This window comes from Corynebacterium sp. (assembly GCF_030532965.1).
Classification (GTDB): domain Bacteria; phylum Actinomycetota; class Actinomycetes; order Mycobacteriales; family Mycobacteriaceae; genus Corynebacterium.
Genome location: NZ_JAUNKC010000004.1, coordinates 127,395 through 152,425 on the forward strand (window position 1 = coordinate 127,395; position 25,031 = coordinate 152,425).

Genomic DNA, 25,031 nt, shown 5'->3' on the forward strand with positions numbered 1-25,031 from the left:
ACAGAGATTAGCCAGAACTCAAAGGCGGTGCCAGAACTTGGTACCGCCTTTGTTTTACCCACCAGAGGTCACCCGGTAAACGTCAAAAACCCCTTCAGTATTGCGCAACTGGGTCATCAGCGACCCCAATTGCTTCGTGTCGGAAACGGTAAACGTAAAGCGCACGGTGGCGACATGGTCTTCCGAGCAATGGGAATTCATAGCTACCACGGATACTTGTTGTTCGTTTATCACCCGGGTGAGTTCCATCAACAGGCCATTGCGATCCAAGGCCTCAAGCTGCAAGGTGGCTTGGAATACCGAACCATGTCCTTCTGAAGCCCACGAAACATTAATCATCCGTTCCGGTTCTTCGGCAAGTTTCTCCGAATTGGTGCAGTCGGTTCTGTGCACCGACACCCCACCACCACGGGTTACAAAGCCAAAGATCGCATCGCCTGGTACTGGCATGCAGCATTTAGCCAGCTTCGCCATCACATCAGGGCTGCCCTCGACTAGCACCCCGGTTCCATCCGCCACTGCCTTGTGCTTGGCATTAACCAGTTCGCTAAACGGTGTACGGGCAACAAGAGTGTCAGCCGCGTCATCGGCATCACCGAAAGCAGCCATCAGGCGATTGGCAACATGCGCAGCTGATACGGAACCGGAGCCGATTGCAGTGTACAAGGCATCAACGTCCGCGTAGTGCAGTTCGGCGGCGACCGCCTTCATTGATTGTGCGGTAAACAGCCGGTGAATCGGCAATCCACCCCGTTGTACTTCAGCGGCTAAGGCGTCGCGTCCAGCTTCGAGGTATTCTTCCCGCCGTTCTTTTGCAAACCACTGCCGTATTTTGGCCTTGGCACGGGGAGAACGCACAAATTCCTGCCAATCCCGAGACGGTCCGGCATTGGGGTCTTTGGATGTAAAGATTTCCACCCGGTCACCCGATTTGAGCGTTGATTCTAAAGCAACGAGCTTGCCATTGATTTTCGCACCGATACAGCGGTGTCCAACCTCCGTGTGAACCGCGTAGGCGAAGTCGATTGGGGTGGCGTCCATCGGTAGATTAACCACGTCGCCTTTCGGGGTAAAGACGAAAATCTGTTTACTGGTTAAGTCGTACCGCAGCGAATCAAGAAATTCGTTGGGATCGGCGGCCTCTTTTTGCCAATCAAGAAGCTGGCGCATCCAGGCCATTTGATCGACCTCAGCCTGTTCGCCGCTGTGGCTACCTTTGGTCTCTTTATAACGCCAGTGCGCGGCGATGCCGTATTCAGCGTTGAAGTGCATTTCATGGGTGCGAACCTGGACTTCCAGTGGTTTGCCACCGTCACCCATCACTGTGGTGTGTAGCGACTGGTACACACCGAACTTCGGTGAGGAAATATAGTCTTTAAACCGCCCGGGCATCGCAGCAAACAGTGAGTGCACAACACCGATAGCGGCGTAACAGTTATTGAGACTATCGACTAGGATTCTGATCCCCACGAGGTCGAAGATCTCGTCGAAGTCTTTGCCCCGAACGATCATCTTTTGATAGATCGACCAATAGTGTTTTGGTCGTCCCATAACTTCTGCATCAATGTTGTTTTCCTTCAAACCTTGTTGCAGAATTGCCGTGATCTCTTTCAAATACCGATCCCGTGACGGTGCCCGGTCAGCAACTAATCGAACCACTTCGTCGTATTTTTTGGGATATAAGATCGCAAATGACAAATCTTCTAATTCCCATTTCACGCTGGCCATACCCAACCGGTGCGCAAGTGGGGCAATAACCTCTAAGGTTTGTCGTGCTTTCTTGGCTTGTTTCTCCGGCGGCAAGAACCGCATGGTGCGCATATTGTGAAGCCGGTCGGCAACTTTGATCACCAGAACGCGGGGATCGTGTGCCATGGCCACGATCATTTTGCGAATCGTCTCGGCCTCAGCGGCCGCCCCTAATGCGACTTTGTCCAGCTTTGTCACGCCGTCGACAAGCCGGGCGACTTCCTCGCCGAAGTCTTTCGTCAATTCCTCCAGGCTATAGTCGCAGTCTTCCACGGTATCGTGCAACAGAGCGGCAATAAGCGTTGTGGTATCCATGCCGATTTCGGCAGCGATAGTTGCCACGGCGAGCGGATGGGTGATGTACGGATCACCAGACTTGCGGAAAACTCCCTTATGCAGCCGCTCAGCGGTATCGTAAGCCCGCGAAAGCGCGTCCACATCCGCTTTCGGGTGGAACTCCCTGTGGATACTCAATAGCGGTTCCAGCACCGGGTTGATCTTCCCCCGGTTTCCGGTCAGGCTCCGGGCTAGGCGTGCGGACATGCTACGCATAGTGCTCGACTGTTTCATCGTTCGCTGCTGTGTCATGGTCACGCCTTTCAAAAGGAAGGTAAATTTTAATTTTAAAGCTTTCTACAAGCGGATGCAGCCGTTACCCGAATCACGCAAGGAAAAATCGCTTCGTATGGGAAGCCAAACCGTGTAAGGAGCTTCCCTTTAGAAGGAGGGCATTGCCTAAAGGAACAGCATCACGAAGCTTCGGCGTCATTGACGACAAAAACGGGCGCGCCCTGTAGTTTTTGCCGACCGTTCAAGTTTGCGACTTCAAGCACCACACCGTACCCGGCTACTTCCCCACCAAGCTGACAAATAAGATCCCTTGCTGCGACTAACGTACCGCCTGTTGCCAGGACGTCGTCGATAAGCACAACTTTCACGCCCTGTAAGTCGATGCCGCTTGCCGGAAGCTCTAATGCTGCGGTTCCATATTCCAACTCGTATTCTTTGGTATGCACCGGCGGCGGTAACTTGCCACGCTTGCGAATGGCTAAAATCCCGAGGCCCAATTTGTAAGCGACCGCAGAACCGAGAAGGAAGCCACGTGCATCGAGCCCGCCGATCATTTCGGCACCCATCTCTTGTGCTGCGGCGGCTAGTTCGTCGACAAGCAATTGAAATGCCTCGGCGTCTGCCAATACTGGCGTGAGATCTTCGAAAATAATCCCTTCTACCGGGAAACCTGGCACAAAGCGAGTTTTAATACGCAGTGCCTCACGAGCGTCGCAGTAAGTACTAACAGACATGAATAAAAAGCGCTTTCGTTAGAAACCGAGGGACAAGTGGTGGAGCAGTTCTCCCTCATAAAGGTATTTGTTCTTGACAGGCGACACCAAATTTTCGGTTGGTATTGCCCCCGGAAAAATAAGTGATTAATTGTGGATTACGTCTTCTCCCCACCGATCGAGGTTCCAACCGATTCCGTATAAATCAGTATTGTGAACAACATTTTTCACTGATCGATCAACAATAAACACCCGAGGTTGACTTGCCAATGGGATTGTTTCCACTTCGTCCCAGCTGGCGGCCTCCGCGCTCCGAACAGCGTCAATGTCGTTTGACACGTGTTGAACGGCGTCGAAGCTGTATTGCGGATCCAGTGCCTGCAGCATCGCATCGGCGCCGCCATCCGTAGTAAAGGTCGTGCCGTAGCTATTTTCAAACGTCCGCGGCAGGTTACCGATGGAGGCAAAATCAGCCGATACATCTTCCACGGTGATTCCGGCCTCCGCGCAGGAACTGCGGATAGATTCCACCATCGCAGCCTTTCGGGCATCAGGCGCAAAGTATCCGATCCGAACTGTCTTGCCCTCCAGCTTGCGCGCGGCATCAAAATCAAGTCCCAACCGCGGATCTGTGATGTCGGAAAGATGTTGATTGATGCTGTCGCGGGCACGGATTGTTCGAGTCGCCACAGGGTCCACGGTCACGCCTGAGCTTTTCGACGACGCCCGGGCGACGGCGGCTTGGTCCACACATGCCGCGAACGCTTGTCGGCTCTCCTTCGATTCAAAAACCCCAGCCGAGCCCAGAATCAAATGATCCGTTAAAACCCCGGCTGTAGCTTCAATATCGTAAATGTTTTCCGGATCATTGCGGTCGATCCATTTTGTTTCGGCAACACTATCGACTTCGGCAATCTGCAGATTGCCTTCAGTGGCTAACTTTTGTAGATCAGTGCCTTTCGGCCAAACAACGAGCTTATCAAGCACCGGTTTTTCGCCGTAGTACTTATCGTTGCGGCTTAAGGTGACCTCCCCTTGCGCACCTACCGATTCGATGAAAAATGGACCCGAGCTTACCTGCAATTGCGGATCAAACGTCTGAAGGTCGAAACCGGTATTCCATACTTGGGCAATATCCGGCAGGAGGTTAGCGTCGTAAGTCTGCAACGCTTGATTGAATGCTTCAAGGCTTAAGTTAAGCTTCGCTGCTATCGCGTGTGCAGGTAGCAAACTTCCGCCGCTGAACAGGAACCGCCAACGGTCACCGTAATCTTCTTTAAAGACCACGGTGGCTAGTTTAGAACCAGGGGTGCAGTCAACCCGTTCGACTTGATCCATCAGCGGAATGTATGAATCGAACAGCGGCCGAGCCGAAGCCGCAACGAATGCCAATAGAAACGAGTCGCACGTTATCGGCTGGCCATCCGAATACACCGCTTTATCGGAAATCCGATATTCCACTCGCTGTTGAGCACCTGGCAAGGCACGCACTTGAACGAGATCCGAGTTAGGAATACGTTGCCCCTTCGGACCGTTAACATAGACGCCCGGATACAACCGCCCCACCAATTGGTGGGCATTGCTGGAGAAGCCGACGGTTGTCGAGACATTCGTCGTAATCAAATAATCATCAATGGCATAGCCGAAGTAGTCATGTGAATTCGCATCGTCGGAGTTGGAACCGAATCCACAGCTTGTCAGTGTTAATGAGATTCCCAACATAGCACTCATCGCGCCTGTGCGTAGTTTCCGCGAAAAAAGTCGTTGCACGCTTTTTCGTATTGGCTTCGCCGTGGCGTGCAGCAATCGCGATTGAGTCATAGTGTCCAGGACTCCTCATTTTGTTATCAGGATGTTATTTACCTCATTGATTGTATCGCTAAATCTCTCAACCTCAACTTTCAACTTTGGAATTCAGCAATAAGAAAACCGCATCAGATCCTATGCCTGCTTTAACATGGAGAATCTGATGCGGCTTTACGTAAAAGATTACGATTGTCGATTCGGCCGCCAGCTAGTGCCAGTGGAGCTTGGCCCCTGCCCGCTAGGCCGGGAATCAGCTGGGCGCTCAAAACCTGAGACCCGGCGTTTAGCCTCAACGGCGCTGTCCTGAGGTGTATCGCCTCCGGAACGGAATGCAGCAACTTCAGCGTTATGCTGCTTTGTTTCCTTGCTGAGATTCTTCAGGGACACCAAGAACGGCGTCGCCAGGAAAATGGAGGAAACCGTACCCCAGGTCACGCCTATGAGCTGAACAAGCGCGAGATCTTTCAGCGTGCCTACTCCCATCAGCCACACGGCGATCACCATCAAGGCGAGGATAGGCAACACGGAAATGACCGTGGTGGAAATAGAGCGCATGACCGTCTGGTTAATTGCCAGGTTAGCGTGCTCGCCATAGGTCATTTGTTTATTTCCGAGATACCCTGCTGTATTTTCACGTACCTTGTCAAAAACAATGACCGTGTCATATAAGGAGAACGCTAAAACTGTCAGCAAACCGATCACCGACGCCGGTGTTACTTCGAATCCGATCAACGCATATAAGCCAGCGATGAACGACAGGTCCACAAACAACGCGGCTAAAGCAGCAACGGCCATTTCGCGTTGCAGCCGCAGCGCGATGTATACAAAGACCGCGAGCAAAAATACGCCCATGGACATCAACATGCGGTTGGTAATGGTCGAGCCCCAGGATTCACTGACTGTGGAATCACCAATCACGTCAGGGCTGGGCTTTCCGTCTGCATCTGTCGGCTGATACTTCTCGAAGATCGCTGCACGTGCTGCATCAATCTGATCTTGGCTTAACCGCTCGGAGTTAATTTCCAAGATCCGGGTGTCACCCGAGCCGACGATCTGCGCAATGACAGGTTCGACGCCAGTGGCGTCTTTAAAGGTTTCCGAAACAGCGGCGGTTTCTAACGAACCCGCTGGCATGTTGATCTTAGTTCCGCCTTCAAAATCGATACCAAAATTGAAACCGCGCACCAAGATACTCAGTAGGCACACTGCGAGGATGGCCAGCGTCACCCAATAGGAAACCCGTCGTTTGCCGACAAAATCAATGCCACCTTCACCGGTGAAGATCTTTTCCATAGTTTTAGTGGAAGACATTATTTCTCCCCTTCCGATTCTGATGGTCGAGATTCGGGCTGATCAGAGTTAACCGGATCGGAGATCAAATGCCCGTGGGTTCGCGCTAACCGCTGTTCCACATCTTCGACCTCTGGCTCAGCTTCCGCCTGGTCCCTTTTCCACTCCCAGCCGCGTTTAGGCTCGTTATGGAATTGCCGAGCAGCTCCTGTCTTTTCGGCTAGAGCGAAAACTTTTGCCAATCCATTGACAGATGGCTTGGCCGTCCATGGCTTACGCGATGCCAGGATGATAAGCGGTGCCGTCAGCAGGAATGTTACGAGAAGGTCGAAAACCGTCGTAAGGCCCAAGGTGAAAGCAAATCCCTTGACTTCACCAACAGCAAGGAAATAAACAACCACAGCGGCAATCAGCGTGACGAAGTTACCCGTAATGATTGTCGACTTAGCACGCTCCCATGCATGCGGAACCGCCGACCGGAACGTCCGGCCGCTTCGGACCTCGTCCTTGATGCGTTCATAAATGACCACGAAGGAGTCCGCCGTGGTGCCAATACCGATGATCAAACCGGCAACACCTGCCAAGTCCAGTGAATAACCGATCAACCGCCCGAGTAAGACGAGAGAGCCATAGACGAAGACGCCTGAAAGAATCAGCGAGAATAAGGAGATGAGTCCAAAGTACCGATAGAAGTAAAGCGAATAGAGTGCCACGAGAGCAAAACCAACGAGGCCCGCAATCAAACCTGCTTTCAGCGATGCAACACCAAGGGAAGCCGGTACCGTGATGGCGGTTCCGCCCTGTTCCCCGTTTTCGCCAGCAAAGCTCAACGGAAGGGCACCGTACCGAAGGTTATTCGCAAGTTCCGTCGCTTCAGCCTGGCTAAAGTCGCCGGTAATTGAGGTCGCTTCACCCACCGAAGTTGCAGCCCGAATTACTGGGGCGGAAATAATCTTGGAGTCTAACGTGATCGCAACCTGCTGCTCCAAATACTGTTGCGTTAATGCCGCCCAGGTAGCCGACCCCTGATCGCCATTGCCCGCTTTGAAAGCAAACGTGATTTCCATTTGGCTGGTGTGCGGATTCAACCCACCAGTGATCGGACGACCGGTATCAATCTCATCGCCTGTTAACCTCTTGCCCTTGACCGGATCCGTCTGCCCTTGCAGCAACGGAACTTCGCCCAAGACATACACCTGCCCTTGGCTAGGATCGCAAGCTACGAGCGGTTTTGCAGGATCGTCTGACCCTTGCAGCGGGTCTGGAATGTCGTCGCATACTAACAGTGTGGAAGCCGCCAACTGCACTGCCGGATCGCTAGATTGCCGGTCAGCTTTCAGAACTTCCAGCGCTTTTTCCCGCTGCTGCGTCGATTCAATCGAATTGGCTGGTTCAGCCGGTGCGGATGCAGACACCTTTAGTTCGGGCTTTTCAGGAGCAGGCTGCTCCTTGTTTTCACCCTCCTCCGGTGCAGGTGGCGTGGCCGCTAAAAGTTCTTCCGCTTTATCTAATTGCTCCTGTGCTTTCTCTGGGGTTATAGCCCCCACTTCGACCCACCGGTTTGCCATCTTCTCAAGTTCAGGCACCACCGTTGCATTATCAACAGCACCAGGTACAGCTACTGGCCGGAAGAACAGTTGGGAAGTCTGTCCGACTGCCCGGGCTTGCGATGTGTCTTCGCCCGGAACTGTGACTACCAACGTGTCCCCGTCGATTACCACATTGGCTCCGGAAACGCCCATTCCGTTCACGCGGTTTTCCAGAATTGTGCGCGCTTGGCTTAGTTGATCGGGCGTTGGTTTTTCGCCTTGCGGCACAAGAGTTACTCGAGTACCGCCCTGCAAATCGATACCGAGCCGTGGGGTGGCACTACGGTCACCTGTGAAAAAAATAAGTGCGTATACCGCTAATAGAAGCAGGATAAACAAAGCAATAGCTTTCTTCGGCCATGTCTCCCATCGGGTACCGCCGCTTCGGAGTCGCGAAGCCAATGATCTATCTCCTCAAATACTGGTCGAACACGAGGGTGTTCGACTATTTAATGCACCTTTTCTAAGTCACCGTTAGCACAGGCTAACAGCCACGGTGTTTCCATGCCTTAAGAAAACCTCAAAACACACAACGAAATATGCTACGGCATAGGCTAGCTTAAGTGCGATGTGACAGGAAAGTTCCGCACTATTTTTGCAACCAAGAAGCCCCAATCCTCCCCTGTTGCAAAGGTCTTGATTGCGATGCACCTCATCTAGTGCGGTCCCCCGCGTTCGTTATGAGGTTGGCGTATTAGCGACCGGTTCCTGCGTGATATTGCGGAGAATTGCGTACTTTTCCCAGGTAGAAACAACGCCGGGTGCGATTTCCAATTCAACAGTGTCCTCGGAAATACCCCGAACCACCGCATGAAGTCCGGCCGTCGTGACGATGGTATCGCCGATAACAACGGAGTCTTGGATCTGGCGTATCTTTTCTAAGTGCTTTCGTTGTTTCCGTTGAATGATGAAGCTTGGAAGCGCCACCAAGGCAAGCACCACTATAAGGAGAAATACTGAATCAATCATGGTTGATAATATGCCAGAAAACCGCCGCTTTTGACGATTGCCCCACCAAAAACTCTAAGAGAATAGCGGTGCTGTACTCCCCTCCGGCGGCTCTAACCCCAGATGGTGCCATGCTGCAGCGGTAGCGACTCGGCCGCGGCCAGTTCGGGTAATCATTCCCGCACGCACCAAGTACGGTTCACAGACTTCTTCAACCGTCGACGGTTCTTCACCTACTGCAATAGCTAAGGTGGATACTCCCACTGGCCCGCCACCGTGACTGACAACCAACGCTTCCAGAACTGCCCGGTCCAGCCTATCTAGCCCTTTTTCGTCAACATCAAAGACGATAAGCGCCTGTTGCGCTGCATCAAGGTCGATATGCCCGTCAGAATGCACTTCCGCGTAATCGCGTACCCGGCGGAGCAACCGGTTCGCGATTCGAGGGGTGCCTCGTGAGCGAGAAGCGATTTCAACCGCAGCGTCGTAATCGATCGGTACCCCAATAATCTTCGCGGCGCGGGTTACCACCTGCGTCAAGTCGTCAGTGGCATAGAATTCCATTTGAGCGGTGAACCCAAAGCGATCGCGCAGCGGCCCGGTTAACATTCCGGACCGTGTCGTGGCGCCAACCAGTGTGAATGGTGCCAATTCCAGCGGAATTGAGGTGGCTCCGGGACCTTTGCCCACTATGACATCAATCCGAAAGTCTTCCATGGCCATGTACAGCATCTCTTCGGCAGGCCGTGCCATTCGGTGGATTTCGTCAATAAAAAGTACGTCCCCCTCCATGAGGTTCGACAGCATTGCCGCTAAATCACCCGCTCGTTCCAGAGCTGGGCCCGAGGTCATCCTTAAGCTGGTTCCCATCTCGTAGGCGATAATCATCGCCATCGTGGTTTTACCAAGCCCAGGAGGGCCGGACAATAAGACATGGTCAGGAGTGACGCCGCGGTTTTTGGCGCCGGTTAAAACCAAATTCAATTGGTCGCGAACCTTAGGCTGGCCAATAAACTCATTGAGGCTGCGAGGCCGCAACGTCGTTTCGATGTCGGTTTCCTCCGGCAAGGCATGCGCATTTATTGCGGCATCATCGCTGCGAGCTGGCGGTGTAGGAACCGAAAACTCTGTCTTTTCGACATTCGCCATAGTGTTAAGGTCCTTGTCTTATTTTTTAGCCAAAGCGCTTAGCGCCGCACGTAATACGGCGCTTGTGTTGGCATCAGGGTTCTCCACGATGACAGCCGAAACCACAGGCTCTGCAACTTTTTCGGTGAAACCTAATCCGGTTAACGCCTCCAAAACTTGCGCGGCGACAGCAACGTGGGCAGCCGAGGTATTAGCTGGTACACCGCCAGCAGTCTGCGCTGCAGTTGCGTCAAAGGCTGAGACTTTATCTTTCAGGTCGACTACCATCCGCTCCGCCATGCGCTTACCTACACCTGGAATCTTCTGCAGGGTTTTTGCGTCGCTATGGGTGATTGCATGAACCAATTCTGGGACCGAATACACCGATTGCGCTGCCAACGCTAGTTTTGGACCGAGTCCGGACACGGTCTGTAGCAGACTAAACATCTCACGGGATTCATCATCGATAAATCCGTACAACGTTTGTGAATCTTCGCGCACTACCATCGTCGTAAGCAGGAAGGCTTCTTCACCGCGGGTCAGCTGACCCAGCGTTCCGGCGGTGGCGAGCACTTTATAGCCAATGCCGTTGCATTCTAAGACCGCGTATTGCAACTGAATGTCCAAAACAGTTCCGCGCAGTGAAACAATCATTTCCTTACTTTCTCATTGTTAGATGGTGGTGCGTCGAAAAGCATTGCTTGCCGACGATTCTATGTCGCTTTTGCAATAAACCATAGGTCTATCCATACCCAGCGGACATCATCGTTTGGTCGGGAGGCCGGAAGTCCGAAATGCTTCTTCGCGCGCCCTGTTCGCCTGCTGCGATTGCGCCCGTAGGGATTGCGTTGCCAGTTGTTTGGCTTGCCCCAAAACTCCGTTCATATGTCGTGCTTGTGTAACAGCTAACCGCTCAGTTTCACGATGTTTGGCTAGTAGTGGCGCCCGCCAGCAATGGCAGACAGCAAGTGCAAGGGCGTCGGCAGCGTCAGCTGGCTTCGGTGGCTCAGTCAACCCCAAGATTCGGGTTATCATCGCGGTCATTTGTTTTTTGTCTGCCCGGCCGTTGCCACTGACTGCCTTTTTCACTTCGCTGGGCGTGTACAAGTGAACCTCAATGTCCCGCTGAGCGGCGGCTAGCATCAAAACCCCAACCGCATGTGCTGTATTCATCACGGTGGAGACGTTTCCCCGCTCAAATACGCGCTCAATTGCAACCACATCCGGCTTATAGGAGTCCATCCAGTCGTTGACCGCCTCGCTTAACTCCCGCAGCCGAAAAGCAATATCTACGTCTGTCGGGGTGCGCACCACCCCTACGGCAACTGGGATAACTGCACGTCCACGACCAGCTTGAATTACCGACAGGCCGCACCGTGTAAGGCCTGGGTCAATTCCCATGACCCGCAGCCCTTCAATTGAAACAACTGACACTTATATGCAACCTTCCCTAGCATTCGACATGGCAGAAACCGCAGACAGCAACCATATACACGCATCCGAACGAAAAGACTCACCGTAACTAAACATTGGTGACGCTCTATGCTCTGGCACGTAACCGCAGGACAATCATTCGGACATCGAACGTTATTTCTAATATAGTACCATGCACCCAGCGCCCACCACGCTACTTCCACGTTTGCCAGTAGCTCTATTGTCATGCCAGTGAGGAATGTAGCACATCGGTGCTAACAGCTGAGCAAGACACCGCCAGAAAACCAGCCATCAAATATAAAGACGGTGGTCGTATTGCTACTAACCACCGTCTTTTTTAAAATCACTGCTGCACAATCTGGCCACGCACCCACCACCTGGATGCACTGCGAGCCGACGAGTATTATTCTGCGTTCAGCTCTGCAATAACCTCATCGGATAAATCCATGTTGGTGTAGACGTTTTGAACGTCATCGGAGTCTTCCAACACGTCGATGAGTTTAAAAATCTTCTTCGCGTCAGCGGCTTCTAGTGCCACCTCCACCGAAGCACGGAAATCCGAGTCAGAATCTTCTACTTCGATGCCCGCATCGGCGAGGGCTTCTTTAACTGCGGTCAGGTCTCCCGGCGCGCATACGATTTCGAATTTTTCGCCGATGGTGTTGACTTCTTCTGCCCCAGCATCAAGGACTGCCAATAATACGTCGTCTTCGGTTAAGTCACCGACCGCTACTAGCACCACGCCTTTGCGGGTGAACATGTAGCTCACGGCGCCGGATTCCGCCATGCTGCCGCCGTTTTTGGTCATTGCGGTGCGGACTTCGGTTGCGGCACGGTTTCGGTTATCGGTGAGGCATTCGATAAGCACGGCGACTCCGTTGGGGCCGTAGCCTTCGTACATGATGGTTTGCCAGTCTGCACCTCCGGTTTCTTCGCCGGAGCCACGTTTGCGTGCACGTTCGATGGCGTCGTTGGGCACGGATGCCTTTTTGGCTTTCCGGATCATATCGTCGAGGGTGGGGTTTGCCGCCGGATCGCCGCCGCCAGTGCGGGCCGCTACTTCAATATTTTTAATGAGTTTGGCGAATTCTTTTCCGCGTTTTGCGTCGTTTGCTGCCTTCTTGTGTTTCGTGGTTGCCCATTTTGAGTGGCCGGCCATGTGTTTCCTTTCGTAGGCTTTTATGTTGTGCGCTGCGTGTTTGTCGACAAGCGCTACGTTTGTAGTTGTGTTTTGGTTTGGGTTTTAAAGTAACGCAGAAATTATACGGCACGTTGGGGGTACCGGAATAGTTGAGTGGTGTTGGGGTTCGGTTGTGGCTATTGCTGTCCGGTGGCGAGGTTTTTCAGCGGTAGGGCTCGTTGTCCTTGTTTAAGGTTCCTGGTCAGTCCTTCTTGGGTAACGATTGCAACGAGGTCACCTGTTCGGTTGAAGACCCGTCCGTGGGTTAGTGCGCGTCCTGCGTGTGCTGATGGTGAGATTTGGTCGTAGAGCAGCCATTCGTCTGCGCGGAAGGGTCGGAGGAACCACAGTGCATGATCGAGGGATGCCATTTGGACGGGGTGGCCGACGTGCGGTACGAGTGCAGTGTGCAGCAGGGTCATGTCCGACATGTATGCGAGGGTGCAGAGGTGGAAGGTTTCGTCGTCCGGTAGCCGGTTTTTGGTTTTGAACCAAACTAGTTGCTGGCCGTGGGTGAAGCGGTTGTGTTCGTAGCTTTCTGGTGGTACGCGGCGAATGTCCCAGTCGGCCCATTCTTCGAGAAGTGCGCGGCTGCTGGCGGGTAGGTTGTCGGGTTGTACTGAAATGGTTTCTGGGGCTGGGACTTCCCGCATGTCGTCGGAATGTTCGATGCCTTCGTCGGTGCGTCTGTGGAAGGAGCATTGCATGCTGAATATGGTTTCACCGTTTTGGATGGCCGTAACGTGTCGTGATGTGAAGGAGCGTCCGTGGCGGATGTGGTCGACGTTGTAGATAGTGGGTTGGGTTGAGTCGCCGGGGCCGACGAAGTATCCGTGGAGGGAGTGCACACCCATGTCGTTGTTGACGGTGCGGATCGCTGATACCAACGCTTGGGATGCTACTTGGCCGCCGAATGTTCGGGTGAACGTTGAAGGTATTACGGGACCGCGGAAGATGTTGGCATCGATTTGCTCGACGTCGAGGATTTTTTCGATTTTGCTACGTTCCTGTTGAGGAGTGTCCATGGGTTGGTTTCCTTAGTGTGTGGGTGGTCGTCGTGTTTATTTAAGCACTTTTGGTTTGTGTTGGGGATGTGGGAAATCAGTGGAACGGTTTTATCGGTTGTGTGGGTTGAGCGTGGTGCGCGGTCGTTGGGTTTTCAACCGGTTGGTTGATTGGGGTTTGAGGTCATTTGGTTGATTTTAGGTGCGGAGCTGGTGTGGAGGTGTACTTGCTTCAAATCTGTCGGTTACTGTTGGTGCATGGTTGATTACTCAGATTCTGCTGTTGGTTCGCATGATGGTGTCTTTGCCTCGCCCCGAAAGCTGCATAAGGTTGTGGCGTATATAGAGATGGGGACCTGGACATTTCTTATTCTCGGAATGGTGCTGAAGTACAGCGGTATCACTGAAGCGGTTGTTCCGATAGCTGGTTCGGTTCATGGCTTTGGGTTTTTGTGTTTTATTTTTGTCACCCTGGGTATTTGGATTAACGATAAGTGGTCTGTGCCGTGGGGCATCGCGGGTTTAGCGGTTTCGGCAATTCCGTGGGCGGCCTTGCCGTTTACGGTCATGGTCGATCGCCGTGGCATGTTAAGTGATTCGTGGCGGTTTCGTCGGGGTGATTCGCCTGCATCGTTTGCGGAAAAGGTGTTGGCAATTGTGGTGCGTAATCCAGTGAAGAGTTGCGTGGTTTTGGTTGTTGTCGTGGCTGTAGTGTTTTCCGTTTTGCTTTATCTTGGTCCGCCGGTTGATGTGGAGGGGGTATTAACTAATTAGGGATTAGTCTCTTCCAGATGGCGGTCTATCGCTACACTATGAGTGTTGTTGCGTCGGTTTTGTCGTAACAGCACTCTTTTTCATCGGTGTAAAGGTTTCTAAGATGTCTGGTGCCACTGGGATCAAGGTGGGCGAAGTGCAGCCGCGGGTGGTGCGACTATTGTGGCTGTGGTGGCTGATCGCACATGGTTTTTTGCTGCGGCTTTTGGTTGTCAATACTGTCCCAGATGGTGACGTCCGTTATTATTTTGACGCGGTTTCGGGGCTTAATCCGATAGCGATGCGGGAGTATCCGATTGTTGGCACGTGGCCGGCCTACATTGCGTTATGGGTGAGTAATGGTTCCGCTGACCACTACTTGGCGATGTTTTCGGTGGTGTGCTGTGTCCTTGATGCGTTGTTTTTTGCAGTGATCCTGCACGCTCGTATTGCTGTTTCTGCGCAGGCGAGAATAATGGCTGCGGTGTTTTGGGGTGGTTTTTCCCTAAGCGTTGGACATGTTTCCGTCTACCGGCTTGATATTTTTCCCTCGGTGGTTGTCGGTGTCGCCGCGATTTGTTTGTTTCTGGCGCCCCGGTGCAGCGCCGCGTTGTTGGCGGTATCGGTGATGATTAAATTATGGCCAGGGGTTTTAATCGTGGGGTTAGTGGACTCCATTCGCCGCAGCAGGACTTATGTGCGTATTGGCATTTTCGTTGCGGCTTTGGTGTTAATAACGGGGGTTGTTGTTCCGTTTTCTGGTATCGATCGATTGCTTTCACCGTTTTCGTATCAAGGCGAGCGTGGGCTACAAATCGAATCGATTGCGGCAACGCCTGCCATGTGGTTAGCGAACACTACTGCTGCTGATACCTACGTGGTGTTTTATGCTGCGTCGAAAAGCTATGAAATCAGCGGGCCGGGCGTTAATACCGCCATCGGGCTGTCTAGTATTTTGCTGTTAGCGACGTTGTTGTCTGCCGCCTTGTGGGCTTTTCGACGGCTGTGGGTGGGCGGTTGGAATCCGGATCAGACGGTGGTGCTGTGGATTTTCTTGATTTTGATGCTGATCATTTCCAATAAGGTGTTCTCGCCGCAATATGTGGTCTGGCTCGGGCCGATCTTGGCGGTCGCGCTGCTACGTGCTCGCAACCCCCAGTTTCCGGTGACGTTGGCGATCCTCACCTACTGCATGGCACTGCTTGGCCAGTTGGTGTACCCATTCCATTATCACGAGCTCACCGACAATGTCGGCGGTATCTCCTTAGGTATCTTCGGGTTGGCCGCGCGAAATATTCTCATGGTTGTGGCTACTATCATCGCCGGTATGTGGCTGGTGAAAACACCCGGGGGCGGAAAATCGAAGCAAGCTGTCCGGCTTCCTGAGCCCCAGCCGGGCCATTATTAACCCCTCGTCACATGGTTCGGTTAGCGCCTACACTGTCAGTTCGAAATACTCCGGTAAGCGGGCGGTTCCGCCGAGGCGGAGCAATCGGACGGCAGGGCGAACTCGCAGAGCACGGGTATCGCTGACCGCGTCATTATAAAACCGGTGCGCTAATTGCAGGCGTGCCTCCGCCTCGACGATGCTTATCGGCGGTTGGGGGCCTAACGCTGCAATTGCGGCGGTGATTGCCCGTTCTTTTTCCGCCCGGTGCGAAAACGAGTCGTATTCCAGCATCACAGATTCCGCGGAGTGCGCCATAGCACTAGCCGAGGGATCTACCGCCGCTAACACCGCTGCCCGACGATCGAGTGCTGCTTGCAACGCTAGTCGCGCAGCATCCGTGCGAACGTGAAGTCGGTGCAAGCGTTGGGCGGTACTTGATGCCCAAAAGACTGCTGCCGTTACAATGACGGCGATAATGACTGCAATTATTGTGCCCATTGCCGCCACTTCGATTCCGGTTTCGCCGCTAGCTTGACCTTGGTACCGTCGGAGACGGTCTCATAGACCCGCAACACAGATCTGGCCACATGATCCCAATCGTAGTTATGGCATCTTTCCGCGCCAGCCCGCACCAATTGCTCCCGCAATTGGGGATCATTGACGACGTGCTCAATGGCACGTGCTAAGTCCTGCGGATCGCCAGTTTTGAATAATAATCCGGCTGGGGTTTCCGAATCGGCGGCACAAACCGCGGCGAATGCCTCAAGATCACTGGCTATCACGGCACAGCCTGCTGCCATGGCTTCGACTAAAACAATGCCAAAGCTTTCGCCGCCAGTATTGGGGGCAACGTATATGTCCGCCTCGCCCAAAAGCCGTGCTTTCTTATCATCATCAACTCGGCCAGCAAAATACACACCACGCATCTTTCGTCTGCCTTTTCCGCCCCCAATAACGGTGATATCGCACAGATAGTCCGTCAATTGGTGTGCCTTTAATAAAACATCTAATCCTTTGCGGGGTTCATCTATTCGGCCGAGGAAAGCGATCCTCGGTTTCGTTCGTGGTTCTTCAGGAACGTTTATAGTTTTTGACGCCGCATGCTTAGCAAAAAACTCAATATCCACTCCGTTGGGAATGAGAACTGGATCGCCGCCTAATTGTTCCACCTGCCACCTGCGAGCCATCTCCGATACGGCAATTCCACCTCGGATGCGTTCTAAATATGGTCGCAATATCGGCAGGGCGAGTTTCAGCAGGATGGAACCTTGCGCCGACGCGTGATAGGTCGCTACGATCGGGCCTTCGGCGAGCATCAACGCGGCGAGCGAGAAACTTGGTGAATTAGGTTCATGGATATGCAGAATATCGAAATCCCCATCAGTAATGAACTTTTTCACCTTCGCAAATGTGCGCGGACCGAACGACAAACGGGCAACCGAGCCATTGTATCGGATAGGAAAACTCCGGCCACCGCGCACCACAAAATCCGGGACATCAGTGTCCGGGCCGCACGGGCCGATCACTTTCACATCATGCCCTTGTTCTATTAATTTCGTAGCCAGATCAAGGATATGGGCTTGAACTCCTCCTGGTTCGTCAAAAGAATAGGGACAAACAAAACCTATTCGCATAACTCTAAACCCATTCCATCCTCGTGCTTTTGCCTTTTCCATTGGCAAAAGGCAACCGCACAATGCCGTGACTTCGACACCCGATTGGCATCCGTGTCGACACGCATTGCCGCACCATCACTGAACTTTATTACCTATGTAGCATAACGGAGCTGCACCGTCATTATTGGCTTTGACTATTTTTTAACCGGCCCTGTCCGCGATCCAAAACGGTTGCAGCACATGCCAATCGGTCGGGTGACTGCGAATATTATCCGCCATGATCGTGCTGTACCTGCGCACAACATCAGCGACATCGTCAGTGGGATTCACCGGGATCGGCGGCGAAAACCGCATCCCCCACCCCGGCTCTAAGATCGTGCCCGTAAACCAATTATCAATCACCAACAACGTCGCACCGGTCTCCAATGCTAACCGGGCAGCACCCGTTGGCAAGGTCGTGACTTCGCCGCAGAATTCCACTTCCACGCCTCGACCGTTCAAATCCCGATCGCCGACAATAGCGACCGTTCCACCGGCAGTCACCACATCTTTCAGCCGCTCGTAAGGAGGGCGTTGTCCCGGCGTTCTGCTGTGCGCCAAAACATTAAAGCCCAAGGTTTTCCGGAACCGCACAAAAGCGTCGAAAAGCTTCTCCGGCTTTAGGCGTTCCGCGACTGTCGTGAACGTCCCGATCTGGGACGCTACGTACATTCCCGCCAGATCCCAGTTTCCACTGTGGGTAGCCACCACGATCGTTCCGGTTGGCTTCGCTACTGCTTCCAACAGATGCTGTTTTCCAATGACTTCACGATCGATCTTTTCGATGACCCCTTGGTCTTTCATTATCGCTGGTAGGCGAAACGCCTCGTACCAATAGCGTGCATAGGATCGCATCGAATCGCGAATCAGCTGACGGGTTACGTTTTCTTTTCCAACGACTCGGCTCAGATTCCTCCGCAGTTGGTTCATGCCAGCGCCGTTATCGCTAGCATGATCCGCACCCCAGAGAAATATCCGGGCGGTAAGACGCCTCGGCAGACGTGTCATGAGCCCCCAACCCGCGTAATACCCCCATGCGCTCATTGTTTCTCGGCTCGGTAGGGCCGTCGAAAAGCGTGAGAACACGGAACCCACCCAGTCAGGGACGCTACTACTCATTGTCACAGTCACAATTCCTTATACCGCTGTTACTGCTGCTGCGGCGTAATCGGCTCGCACTCTGTCGCCCCAACCGGTGCTGCAATCGCTTCGGCCGCCTGCGGGCTTTTCGCGACAATCAATAGACGCTGCCCCACCGTAATCACGCTACCCACGGCTAAGAGCCACAATGCGGCGTCGATGGCGTAGGGAACCCCTAAACCCGTCAAACCGATACCGGCAAGACCGATGATTAACCGTTCCGGCCGCTCAATCAACCCGCCAACAACTTCAAAACCCGAGGCTTCCCCGCGCGCTTTAACGTACGAGATAACTTGAGACGACACCAAAACGACGAAACTCGCCACGATCACACTGGAATGCGGCTTGTAGGTATAAATCAACCACCAAGTAATCGCCGCAAACAATGCCCCATCGGTTATGCGGTCACAGGTAGCATCCAGCGTCGCCCCGAACTTCGTGCCGTAGCCTTGCAGCCGCGCCATCGTTCCATCCACCATGTCCAACGCCGCAAAAACACCGGACAGAACGGCCGCTAAAACGAGATGGCCGGTAGGAATAAAAATCACAGCGATTGCCGTTGTAATCAAGGCACCCAGCACGGTCACGGTGTTTGGACTCAACCCCAATTTGTTTAAAAACCGCGCTAACGGTTCAATGACAACCGCCGCTGGTTTACGCCCGCTCACACTAAGCATGAGCGACCCCCGGAAACGCAGGATCGGTTGCCGCCAAATCAAACCATGCCGCAGCTAACAACCGGCGAGTTTCGCGTAACAACTGCGGCAGAACCTTGGTTTCGCCAAGGACCGTCATGAAATTCGCATCCCCATTCCACCGAGGAACAATATGCATGTGGAGGTGCTCCCCTACTGACCCACCCGCCGACCGACCGAGGTTGAACCCAACATTGCAGGCATCCGGGCGCGAAACAGTTTTGAGCACCCGAACCGCAGCCTGGGCAAATGCCATAAGCTCCGTCGATTCCTCCGGCTTTAAGTTTTCTAGATCCGGCTCCTGCCGATACGGTACAACCATCATGTGTCCCGAGTTATATGGAAAAAGATTCAATACACAATAGACGAAATCTCCCCGCGCCACGATAAGGCCATCCTCGTCCGATAACGAGGGAATTTCAATAAAGGGATTGGGGCGATGGCGGTCTCGCCTCGAATGGTTTTCGTCGGGATCGCCATCGGTTTTCGACTGCGTTGTTGTAACGTCGCTACTTTTAACTCCGTCATTGCGGATATAGTTCATCCGATAGGGCGCCCACAACCGTTGCAGCCGATCGGGAGTACCAACACCTTGATCGATGAAATCCTTAGAGTCACTCACAGCCGTTTTTCGTCCTCACGTAACTTTGCGGAGGTACCTGGTACATACCAAATACCTCCGGCGCCTGCTTTTCGACGTTTCCATCAGCGCTTCTACCCAACCTTAGTGAAAGCCCCACCCAAAGTGTTGACAATTTCAGGCGAGGCTTGCACTTTGTTATAGACCGGATATGCAATCTAAATGCAGATTATCCCGAGCTAGTGAGAAAAAGCGTCAGCGGATGGCTGTTCGTTGCGTTGGGCACGAATCCAGTTTTCAATCCGATCAACGGCCTCGGAAACGGAAACCCCATTGACTTGAGTCCCGTCCAAGAATCGGAAACTCACCGCATCCGATTCAACATCCCGGGCGCCAGCCAACAGCATGAACGGAACCTTAGCCTGGGTATGGTTTCGGATCTTCTTCTGCATCCGGTCGTCGGAGGTATCGACATCGGCACGTATGCCACGTGCCCGCAGTTGAGCCATAACAGCCTCCAAATGTGGACTGAAGCTATCGGCGACGGGAATACCGATCACCTGGTGCGGCGCCAACCATGCTGGGAACGCACCCGCGTAGTGCTCCAGCAATACGCCGAAGAATCGCTCAATAGAACCGAACAAAGCACGGTGAATCATAATCGGACGCTTCTTCGTACCATCCGAAGCCGTGTATTCCAGGTTAAAGCGTTCCGGCAGATTGAAATCCAACTGAACGGTGGACATCTGCCAGGTGCGGCCGATAGCATCACGCGCCTGAACCGAAATCTTTGGACCGTAGAAAGCGGCACCGCCCGGATCCGGAACTAAACTCAGGCCGGAGGCATCAGCAACCCGCTGAAGAATCTCCGTTGATTTCTCCCAGATTTCATCAGATCCAACGAACTTATTCGGATCCTTGGTGGACAGCTCCAAATAGAAATCATCCAAGCCATAATCGCGAAGCAACGAAATGATGAAGTCCAAGACCGTAGTGAGCTCAGATTCCAGTTGGTCCTCGGTGCAGTAGATATGAGCATCATCCTGGGTGAATCCGCGCGCCCGGGTAAGGCCATGAATAACGCCCGATTTTTCGTAACGGTACACCGTGCCGAACTCGAATAACCGCAATGGCAATTCGCGATACGAGCGGCCGCGCGAAGCAAAGATGAGGTTATGCATCGGGCAGTTCATCGGCTTTGCATAATAGTCCTGTGGCGGCTTTACGACGTTTCCTTCGTCATCGTATTCGCCATCCAGCTGCATTGGCGGGAACATGCCGTCGGCATAAAAATCGAGGTGACCGGATTTTTCAAACAACTCACCCTTGGTCAAATGCGGAGTATTAACAAAAGAATACCCCGCGGCAATATGCCGACGACGGGAATGCTCTTCCATCTCCAAGCGGACAATGCCGCCATTCGGGTGGAAGACAGGAAAACCCGAACCGATCTCATCTGGGAAGCTGAACAAATCTAGTTCCGCCCCTAACCGACGGTGATCGCGTTTCTCCGCCTCAGCGAGCTTGTGCTCATACTCTGCCAACGCTTCCTTCGACTCCCACGCAGTGCCGTAGATACGCTGTAATCCGGCATTGGCCTGATCCCCTCGCCAATAAGCCGCAGAGGAACGTGTCAGTGAAAACGCCGGAATATACTTCGTCGTTGGAACATGCGGACCCCGGCACAGGTCGTACCATTCGACCTCGCCCGTACGCGGGTTGAGGTTATAGTACCCGGTGAGTTCGCCTGCACCGACTTCCGTGGCCTCGTCGGAATCTGGATCAACAGATCCCTTATCCGCAATGAGCTCCAGTTTATACGGCTCGTCTTTCAAGGCGGCGCTCGCGGCATCGACGCTTTCATAGACACGCCGCTCGAACTTCTGCCCCGACTTGATGATTTTCTTCATTCGCTTCTCGATGCGTTGAAGATCCTCCGGCGTAAACGGTTCCGCGACATCGAAGTCGTAGTAAAAGCCGTTTTCAATCGCCGGACCGATTCCGAGTTTGGTGCCGGGGAACTCAAGCTGTACAGCCTGAGCTAACACGTGAGTGGCTGAATGCCGAATGACACCACGGCCTTCCTCAGTATTAGCGGGAACTGGTGTAACCATGACGGTTGTCTCAGGTACGAAGGACAAATCGCGGAGGTTACCCTCAGAGTCTTTCACACACACGATCGCCGTAGGGCCGGTGTTCGGTAGCTCCAATTCCCGCATTGCTGCCCCGACCGGTGTACCTGCGGCCACCGAAAACGGGGAATGAGGATTGACGGCGGCATCAGTCAGCTGTGCCATAAGTTCACTGCGCTCCTTACTGCGCTCAGGCACCCACGCGTCATACCGGGACGCGAGATGCAACGAAATTACCTGCCTTGAAAAAGCCCCAAGACAGGTACCATAACGACGGTTTCACCGAAACCGGGCTAACCGTTGGTGTTCAATCTTACCCCGCGACCTTAAGATTGCAGAAGTGCTGCACCCCAGAACTTGTCGCCCCCCTCGCCTTCTTCTGACGTTCCCGGCGGCACTGCGTACACAGCTGAGCCAATGTGGGTGATCCATTCGTTCATGCGGTCACTATCGTTTAACCGCTGTTGAATGGGAACAAATTGCTGCACGGGATTCTGCTGGAAGCACACAAAGACCAAACCGGTGTTTGAGCTTTGTCCGGAACCGGGAATCGGTGGTTCACTGAAGTTGTACGCACGTCGCCGAATACGCTGATTAGGGATATCCAATGGCGGTGCCGCCAAAGCCATATGGGAACGAGGATCGATAATTGGTAGCCCAATCTCATCGGTGGCATCGAAATCCGCTGGGTCAAATTCGTCCGTGCCCGACAACGGGGCGCCGGAATCAAGGAACCGACCCATAGCCACTTCGCGTGAGGATCGATCGAGTTTTTCCCAATTATCAAGATTCATATTGATGCGGCGCACCACCATCGCGGTCCCCCCAACCAACCATTGAGGAGCTTTCGAGTCATCACCAATCCACACATACTCGTCGTATTCAGATTCGGTTGAGGGATTGACGGTTCCGTCCTTTTGACCGAATAAGTTTCGAGGGGTGGCACCCTTTTGCGTTGCACCCACCGCGTTGAGAAATCCCTGTTGCAGCCACAGGGTTTCAGCATAAGCGGCACCGGATCGAATCATGTGACGAGTGGCAAACGCTAAAGTGACTGGATCATCACAACAGATTTGCAGTGCTATATCCGACTGCCCCCACCCCTCTTCCAATTTGTCACTGCTGAATTCCGGAAGAGGCTGTAACCAATCGGGGCGTTCGTCTTTTTTGTCGATAATGTCAAAAAACCGCGGACCAAACCCGCAAGTAATGGTCAGATTGGCTGTAGATTCTGCGAGCTCCGGCTCGAGGCTACCGACTGGATTCTCACCACGTGTTAACCGGCGAGCGTCTTCTGTCCATAGCGTCATCAATCGACGCACCGCAGCCAGGTCAACGCCAGCCCTGAGATTAAACGCCACTAAGTTAAGCAACGCCTGGCCGGGCGTAGCTACGCCTGCTTGGTGCAAGCCGTCGAAAGGCACGACTTGGGTGGCTAAAAACGCCTCACCCTCTGTACTGCTGGATTCAGCTGAGTCGGTAGCTCCTGGACGCGCGTTGCTGCAGGCCGCTAATGCGGTTGCCGAAGTTGTGACTGTGGCTCCAATGAGAAAACTACGGCGGGACACAGGCTTCTGCGGGTCCTGAGGGTCGGGGGGAATGGCGCCAGCCATGAACAATCAATGCCTTTCGCTACGTGTGGTGCCGAAAAATCACGAATGATCTCTTCTGCACCGTTGTTGTCTGCAGTTACACAACAAATGGCTTTCGTGGACACAAAATCTGAGAGTGCGTTGCCACAAAAGCCTCCTGTTATCTGTACCGTTTAATGCTTGTGTTCGCTGTGATCGTGGTCGCCGTGTTCGGAATGATCACCAGCATATTCTTCATCGCCAGCTGCAACCGTGCGAACTGGAATGTCTTTGAAGTCAACCTTGGAACCATCGCTCAATTCCACAGTGAGATTGACGGTGTCGCCAGCCTCCACAGGCTTGGAAACATCCATGACCATGAAGTGATCGTGGCCTGGCTCCAATTTATGGGTCTTGCCAGCAGGGATCACGAAGCCGCCTTCTTTCTCCTGCATCTTTCCATCGACGACTTCATGCAGCTCGAAGGAACCCGCGTCGATATCGGACTCGAATCCAACGATATTAATTTCACTATCGGTGTTATTGGTGATCGAACCAAATACCGCGGTCATCTTCGCGTCTGCTTCCATAGCACGAACAAACGCGTCATCGAAGCTAATATCTTCTTTGCTCATTTTTTCGCCAGCTTCTTTAGCTGCACTGGATGCAGCGGTTGCCATCGCAGAAGTTACGGTATCAATCTTATCCGCAGAATCCTTCTCAGAGGTCGTGCAGCCCGTAAGTGCTAGCGCGGAAATTGCGATTAGGCCGAGCCCTTTGGTGCGGATCTGTCGAAAATTCAGCATGGGAGAAATCACTTTCTGTGCGGTGGCTAAGCCACCACCACTGGTTGAGGTCATTTGGTAGTAATCGACGACGACGATTATTGACTACCGCGCCTTCCTGTTGCGAAGGACGATGATTATAAAAGAGGAAAGCACAACAATGATACCAACCCCAGCGCCTACTTTAATCCAAGTAGCAGAATTCTGGGCAGGCGCTTGAGTTGCTTCGGAGCTGGAGGTATTTGGTTGAGTTTCCTGGCCCGAAGAGGTCGATGACGCACCTGATTGTTGGATGGAAAAAGTGGTCTTTCCACGAGTGGAGTGCCCATCGGAGGAGGTAATTTGAAAACCAATCGTATATTGACCCGGCGAAAAATTAATGTCGCCAGGCACGTCTAATACGATATTACGGCCTTCTACAGATGGTTCGCCTCGGAAAAGCACGTGCCCATTACTGTCGGTGACGGCGAGAGTATTGAAGCCAGTTTTTGGTTCACCAGAAAACTCCAACACAATTTTTTCCGGCGGCGTTGTTAACACTTCGCCATCTTTTGGCGCCCCACCAACGACCACGTCATGGGCAGAAACGATAGTACCTGGAGAAACAAGCGCCACCGCCCCCATACCCAGAAGCACAAACGCGACTGCAATCATCACGCGCGCGCATCGGTAGATTAACGGTTGCGTATTGCCACGACCAGCCAATATCATTGTGTCCTTTCTTTAGAACAGCACTTGAGTAACCACGATACAAGTAATGGTTCGCGTGCTACACAGTAGTCGGTGACAAACTGAAAAAAGTTCCCGTGACCGTAAAACGAAAACAAAGCCGCCTTTCCGATGAAGAAAAGCGGCTTGTTTCATGAGAGCGGATGACGAGACTCGAACTCGCGACCCTCACCTTGGCAAGGTGATGCGC

Annotated in this window: 22 protein-coding genes; 2 read left to right on the plus strand and 20 right to left on the minus strand. The window is 53.2% G+C overall.

Going from position 1 to position 25,031, the window contains the following annotated elements:
* Positions 1-54 precede the first annotated feature (54 nt).
* From Q4D85_RS03605 to Q4D85_RS03655, 11 genes are all read right to left on the minus strand, one after another.
* On the minus strand, positions 55-2,337 hold the full coding sequence (locus Q4D85_RS03605) for a bifunctional (p)ppGpp synthetase/guanosine-3',5'-bis(diphosphate) 3'-pyrophosphohydrolase (RefSeq protein WP_303198261.1): 2,283 nt from the start codon (positions 2,335-2,337) through the stop codon (positions 55-57).
* Between the two features lie 161 nt (positions 2,338-2,498).
* Positions 2,499-3,053 carry an adenine phosphoribosyltransferase gene (locus Q4D85_RS03610; protein ID WP_303198262.1) on the minus strand — a complete coding sequence of 185 codons (555 nt, stop codon included), beginning with the start codon at positions 3,051-3,053 and terminating at the stop codon, positions 2,499-2,501.
* A 126-nt stretch (positions 3,054-3,179) separates the two neighbouring features.
* Complete coding sequence (locus Q4D85_RS03615; protein WP_303198263.1) at positions 3,180-4,853, minus strand: ABC transporter substrate-binding protein; 1,674 nt, start codon at positions 4,851-4,853, stop codon at positions 3,180-3,182.
* A gap of 168 nt (positions 4,854-5,021) precedes the next feature.
* Positions 5,022-6,149 (minus strand): protein translocase subunit SecF, encoded by a 1,128-nt coding sequence (secF, locus tag Q4D85_RS03620; protein ID WP_303198264.1) that lies wholly within the window; start codon positions 6,147-6,149, stop codon positions 5,022-5,024.
* Positions 6,149-8,119 (minus strand): protein translocase subunit SecD, encoded by a 1,971-nt coding sequence (secD, locus tag Q4D85_RS03625; RefSeq protein WP_303198265.1) that lies wholly within the window; start codon positions 8,117-8,119, stop codon positions 6,149-6,151. Before secD ends, secF begins: the two co-directional genes overlap by 1 nt.
* Before the next feature lie 276 nt (positions 8,120-8,395).
* On the minus strand, positions 8,396-8,686 hold the full coding sequence (yajC, locus tag Q4D85_RS03630) for a preprotein translocase subunit YajC (RefSeq protein WP_303198267.1): 291 nt from the start codon (positions 8,684-8,686) through the stop codon (positions 8,396-8,398).
* 54 nt (positions 8,687-8,740) lie between these two features.
* Positions 8,741-9,814 (minus strand): Holliday junction branch migration DNA helicase RuvB, encoded by a 1,074-nt coding sequence (gene ruvB, locus Q4D85_RS03635; RefSeq protein ID WP_303198268.1) that lies wholly within the window; start codon positions 9,812-9,814, stop codon positions 8,741-8,743.
* An 18-nt stretch (positions 9,815-9,832) separates the two neighbouring features.
* Entirely contained in the window at positions 9,833-10,447 is a 615-nt protein-coding gene (ruvA, locus tag Q4D85_RS03640; RefSeq protein WP_303198269.1) for a Holliday junction branch migration protein RuvA, read from the minus strand.
* 108 nt (positions 10,448-10,555) lie between these two features.
* On the minus strand, positions 10,556-11,194 hold the full coding sequence (gene ruvC / locus Q4D85_RS03645) for a crossover junction endodeoxyribonuclease RuvC (RefSeq protein WP_303198295.1): 639 nt from the start codon (positions 11,192-11,194) through the stop codon (positions 10,556-10,558).
* 436 nt (positions 11,195-11,630) lie between these two features.
* Positions 11,631-12,386, minus strand: coding sequence for a YebC/PmpR family DNA-binding transcriptional regulator (locus tag Q4D85_RS03650; protein WP_303198270.1), 756 nt, complete (start codon positions 12,384-12,386; stop codon positions 11,631-11,633).
* Positions 12,387-12,544: 158 nt separating this feature from the next.
* Positions 12,545-13,432, minus strand: coding sequence for an acyl-CoA thioesterase II (locus Q4D85_RS03655; protein WP_303198272.1), 888 nt, complete (start codon positions 13,430-13,432; stop codon positions 12,545-12,547).
* Between the two features lie 237 nt (positions 13,433-13,669).
* Here Q4D85_RS03655 and Q4D85_RS03660 point away from each other — a divergent pair, with 237 nt between their 5' ends.
* Together Q4D85_RS03660 and Q4D85_RS03665 are read left to right on the plus strand one after the other, a co-directional pair.
* Positions 13,670-14,185 (plus strand): DUF3817 domain-containing protein, encoded by a 516-nt coding sequence (locus Q4D85_RS03660; RefSeq protein ID WP_303198273.1) that lies wholly within the window; start codon positions 13,670-13,672, stop codon positions 14,183-14,185.
* A 103-nt stretch (positions 14,186-14,288) separates the two neighbouring features.
* Positions 14,289-15,572, plus strand: coding sequence for a hypothetical protein (locus Q4D85_RS03665; protein WP_303198274.1), 1,284 nt, complete (start codon positions 14,289-14,291; stop codon positions 15,570-15,572).
* Positions 15,573-15,599: 27 nt separating this feature from the next.
* On the opposite strand, the gene Q4D85_RS03670 is transcribed toward Q4D85_RS03665, so the two are convergent.
* The 9 genes from Q4D85_RS03670 to Q4D85_RS03710 all read right to left on the minus strand — a co-directional run bounded on the left by Q4D85_RS03670 (position 15,600) and on the right by Q4D85_RS03710 (position 24,766).
* The gene (locus Q4D85_RS03670; protein WP_303198275.1) at positions 15,600-16,052 is read right to left on the minus strand and encodes a hypothetical protein; all 453 of its coding nucleotides are present in this window, start codon (positions 16,050-16,052) and stop codon (positions 15,600-15,602) included.
* The gene (locus Q4D85_RS03675) at positions 16,040-17,188 is read right to left on the minus strand and encodes a glycosyltransferase family 4 protein (protein WP_303198276.1); all 1,149 of its coding nucleotides are present in this window, start codon (positions 17,186-17,188) and stop codon (positions 16,040-16,042) included. Before Q4D85_RS03675 ends, Q4D85_RS03670 begins: the two co-directional genes overlap by 13 nt.
* Before the next feature lie 183 nt (positions 17,189-17,371).
* Positions 17,372-18,328 (minus strand): phosphatidylinositol mannoside acyltransferase, encoded by a 957-nt coding sequence (locus tag Q4D85_RS03680; protein ID WP_303198278.1) that lies wholly within the window; start codon positions 18,326-18,328, stop codon positions 17,372-17,374.
* A gap of 29 nt (positions 18,329-18,357) precedes the next feature.
* Positions 18,358-19,026, minus strand: a complete 669-nt coding sequence (pgsA, locus tag Q4D85_RS03685) for a phosphatidylinositol phosphate synthase (RefSeq protein WP_303198279.1) — start codon at positions 19,024-19,026, stop codon at positions 18,358-18,360.
* Positions 19,019-19,666: an HIT domain-containing protein gene (locus Q4D85_RS03690; protein ID WP_303198280.1), complete on the minus strand. Its 648-nt coding sequence runs from the start codon at positions 19,664-19,666 to the stop codon at positions 19,019-19,021. The genes pgsA and Q4D85_RS03690 overlap by 8 nt, the downstream gene beginning before the upstream one ends.
* 197 nt (positions 19,667-19,863) lie before the next feature.
* A complete protein-coding gene (gene thrS / locus Q4D85_RS03695; RefSeq protein ID WP_303198281.1) occupies positions 19,864-21,921 on the minus strand; it encodes a threonine--tRNA ligase in 2,058 nt (685 codons plus the stop codon).
* A 161-nt stretch (positions 21,922-22,082) separates the two neighbouring features.
* Complete coding sequence (locus Q4D85_RS03700; protein ID WP_303198282.1) at positions 22,083-23,369, minus strand: Dyp-type peroxidase; 1,287 nt, start codon at positions 23,367-23,369, stop codon at positions 22,083-22,085.
* 152 nt (positions 23,370-23,521) lie between these two features.
* Positions 23,522-24,187 (minus strand): copper chaperone PCu(A)C, encoded by a 666-nt coding sequence (locus Q4D85_RS03705; protein WP_303198283.1) that lies wholly within the window; start codon positions 24,185-24,187, stop codon positions 23,522-23,524.
* Positions 24,188-24,217: 30 nt separating this feature from the next.
* Positions 24,218-24,766 (minus strand): copper resistance CopC family protein, encoded by a 549-nt coding sequence (locus Q4D85_RS03710; protein WP_303198296.1) that lies wholly within the window; start codon positions 24,764-24,766, stop codon positions 24,218-24,220.
* Positions 24,767-25,031 lie beyond the last annotated feature (265 nt).

Excerpts from the sequence above, each read along its gene's own strand:
- Q4D85_RS03680 (WP_303198278.1), bottom strand. The coding sequence starts at position 18,328 with ATGAGTAGTAGCGTCCCTGACTGGGTGGGTTCCGTGTTCTCACGCTTT.
- thrS (WP_303198281.1), bottom strand. The coding sequence starts at position 21,921 with ATGGCACAGCTGACTGATGCCGCCGTCAATCCTCATTCCCCGTTTTCG.
- Q4D85_RS03670 (WP_303198275.1), bottom strand. The coding sequence starts at position 16,052 with ATGGGCACAATAATTGCAGTCATTATCGCCGTCATTGTAACGGCAGCA.
- Q4D85_RS03655 (WP_303198272.1), bottom strand. The coding sequence starts at position 13,432 with ATGGACACTCCTCAACAGGAACGTAGCAAAATCGAAAAAATCCTCGAC.
- Q4D85_RS03610 (WP_303198262.1), bottom strand. The coding sequence starts at position 3,053 with ATGTCTGTTAGTACTTACTGCGACGCTCGTGAGGCACTGCGTATTAAA.
- yajC (WP_303198267.1), bottom strand. The coding sequence starts at position 8,686 with ATGATTGATTCAGTATTTCTCCTTATAGTGGTGCTTGCCTTGGTGGCG.
- Q4D85_RS03615 (WP_303198263.1), bottom strand. The coding sequence starts at position 4,853 with ATGACTCAATCGCGATTGCTGCACGCCACGGCGAAGCCAATACGAAAA.
- pgsA (WP_303198279.1), bottom strand. The coding sequence starts at position 19,026 with ATGCTTAGTGTGAGCGGGCGTAAACCAGCGGCGGTTGTCATTGAACCG.
- Q4D85_RS03675 (WP_303198276.1), bottom strand. The coding sequence starts at position 17,188 with ATGCGAATAGGTTTTGTTTGTCCCTATTCTTTTGACGAACCAGGAGGA.
- ruvB (WP_303198268.1), bottom strand. The coding sequence starts at position 9,814 with ATGGCGAATGTCGAAAAGACAGAGTTTTCGGTTCCTACACCGCCAGCT.
- Q4D85_RS03605 (WP_303198261.1), bottom strand. The coding sequence starts at position 2,337 with ATGACACAGCAGCGAACGATGAAACAGTCGAGCACTATGCGTAGCATG.
- secF (WP_303198264.1), bottom strand. The coding sequence starts at position 6,149 with ATGTCTTCCACTAAAACTATGGAAAAGATCTTCACCGGTGAAGGTGGC.
- Q4D85_RS03660 (WP_303198273.1), top strand. The coding sequence starts at position 13,670 with ATGGTTGATTACTCAGATTCTGCTGTTGGTTCGCATGATGGTGTCTTT.
- ruvC (WP_303198295.1), bottom strand. The coding sequence starts at position 11,194 with ATGGGAATTGACCCAGGCCTTACACGGTGCGGCCTGTCGGTAATTCAA.
- Q4D85_RS03710 (WP_303198296.1), bottom strand. The coding sequence starts at position 24,766 with ATGATTGCAGTCGCGTTTGTGCTTCTGGGTATGGGGGCGGTGGCGCTT.
- Q4D85_RS03705 (WP_303198283.1), bottom strand. The coding sequence starts at position 24,187 with ATGACCTCAACCAGTGGTGGTGGCTTAGCCACCGCACAGAAAGTGATT.
- ruvA (WP_303198269.1), bottom strand. The coding sequence starts at position 10,447 with ATGATTGTTTCACTGCGCGGAACTGTTTTGGACATTCAGTTGCAATAC.
- Q4D85_RS03665 (WP_303198274.1), top strand. The coding sequence starts at position 14,289 with ATGTCTGGTGCCACTGGGATCAAGGTGGGCGAAGTGCAGCCGCGGGTG.
- Q4D85_RS03700 (WP_303198282.1), bottom strand. The coding sequence starts at position 23,369 with ATGGCTGGCGCCATTCCCCCCGACCCTCAGGACCCGCAGAAGCCTGTG.
- Q4D85_RS03650 (WP_303198270.1), bottom strand. The coding sequence starts at position 12,386 with ATGGCCGGCCACTCAAAATGGGCAACCACGAAACACAAGAAGGCAGCA.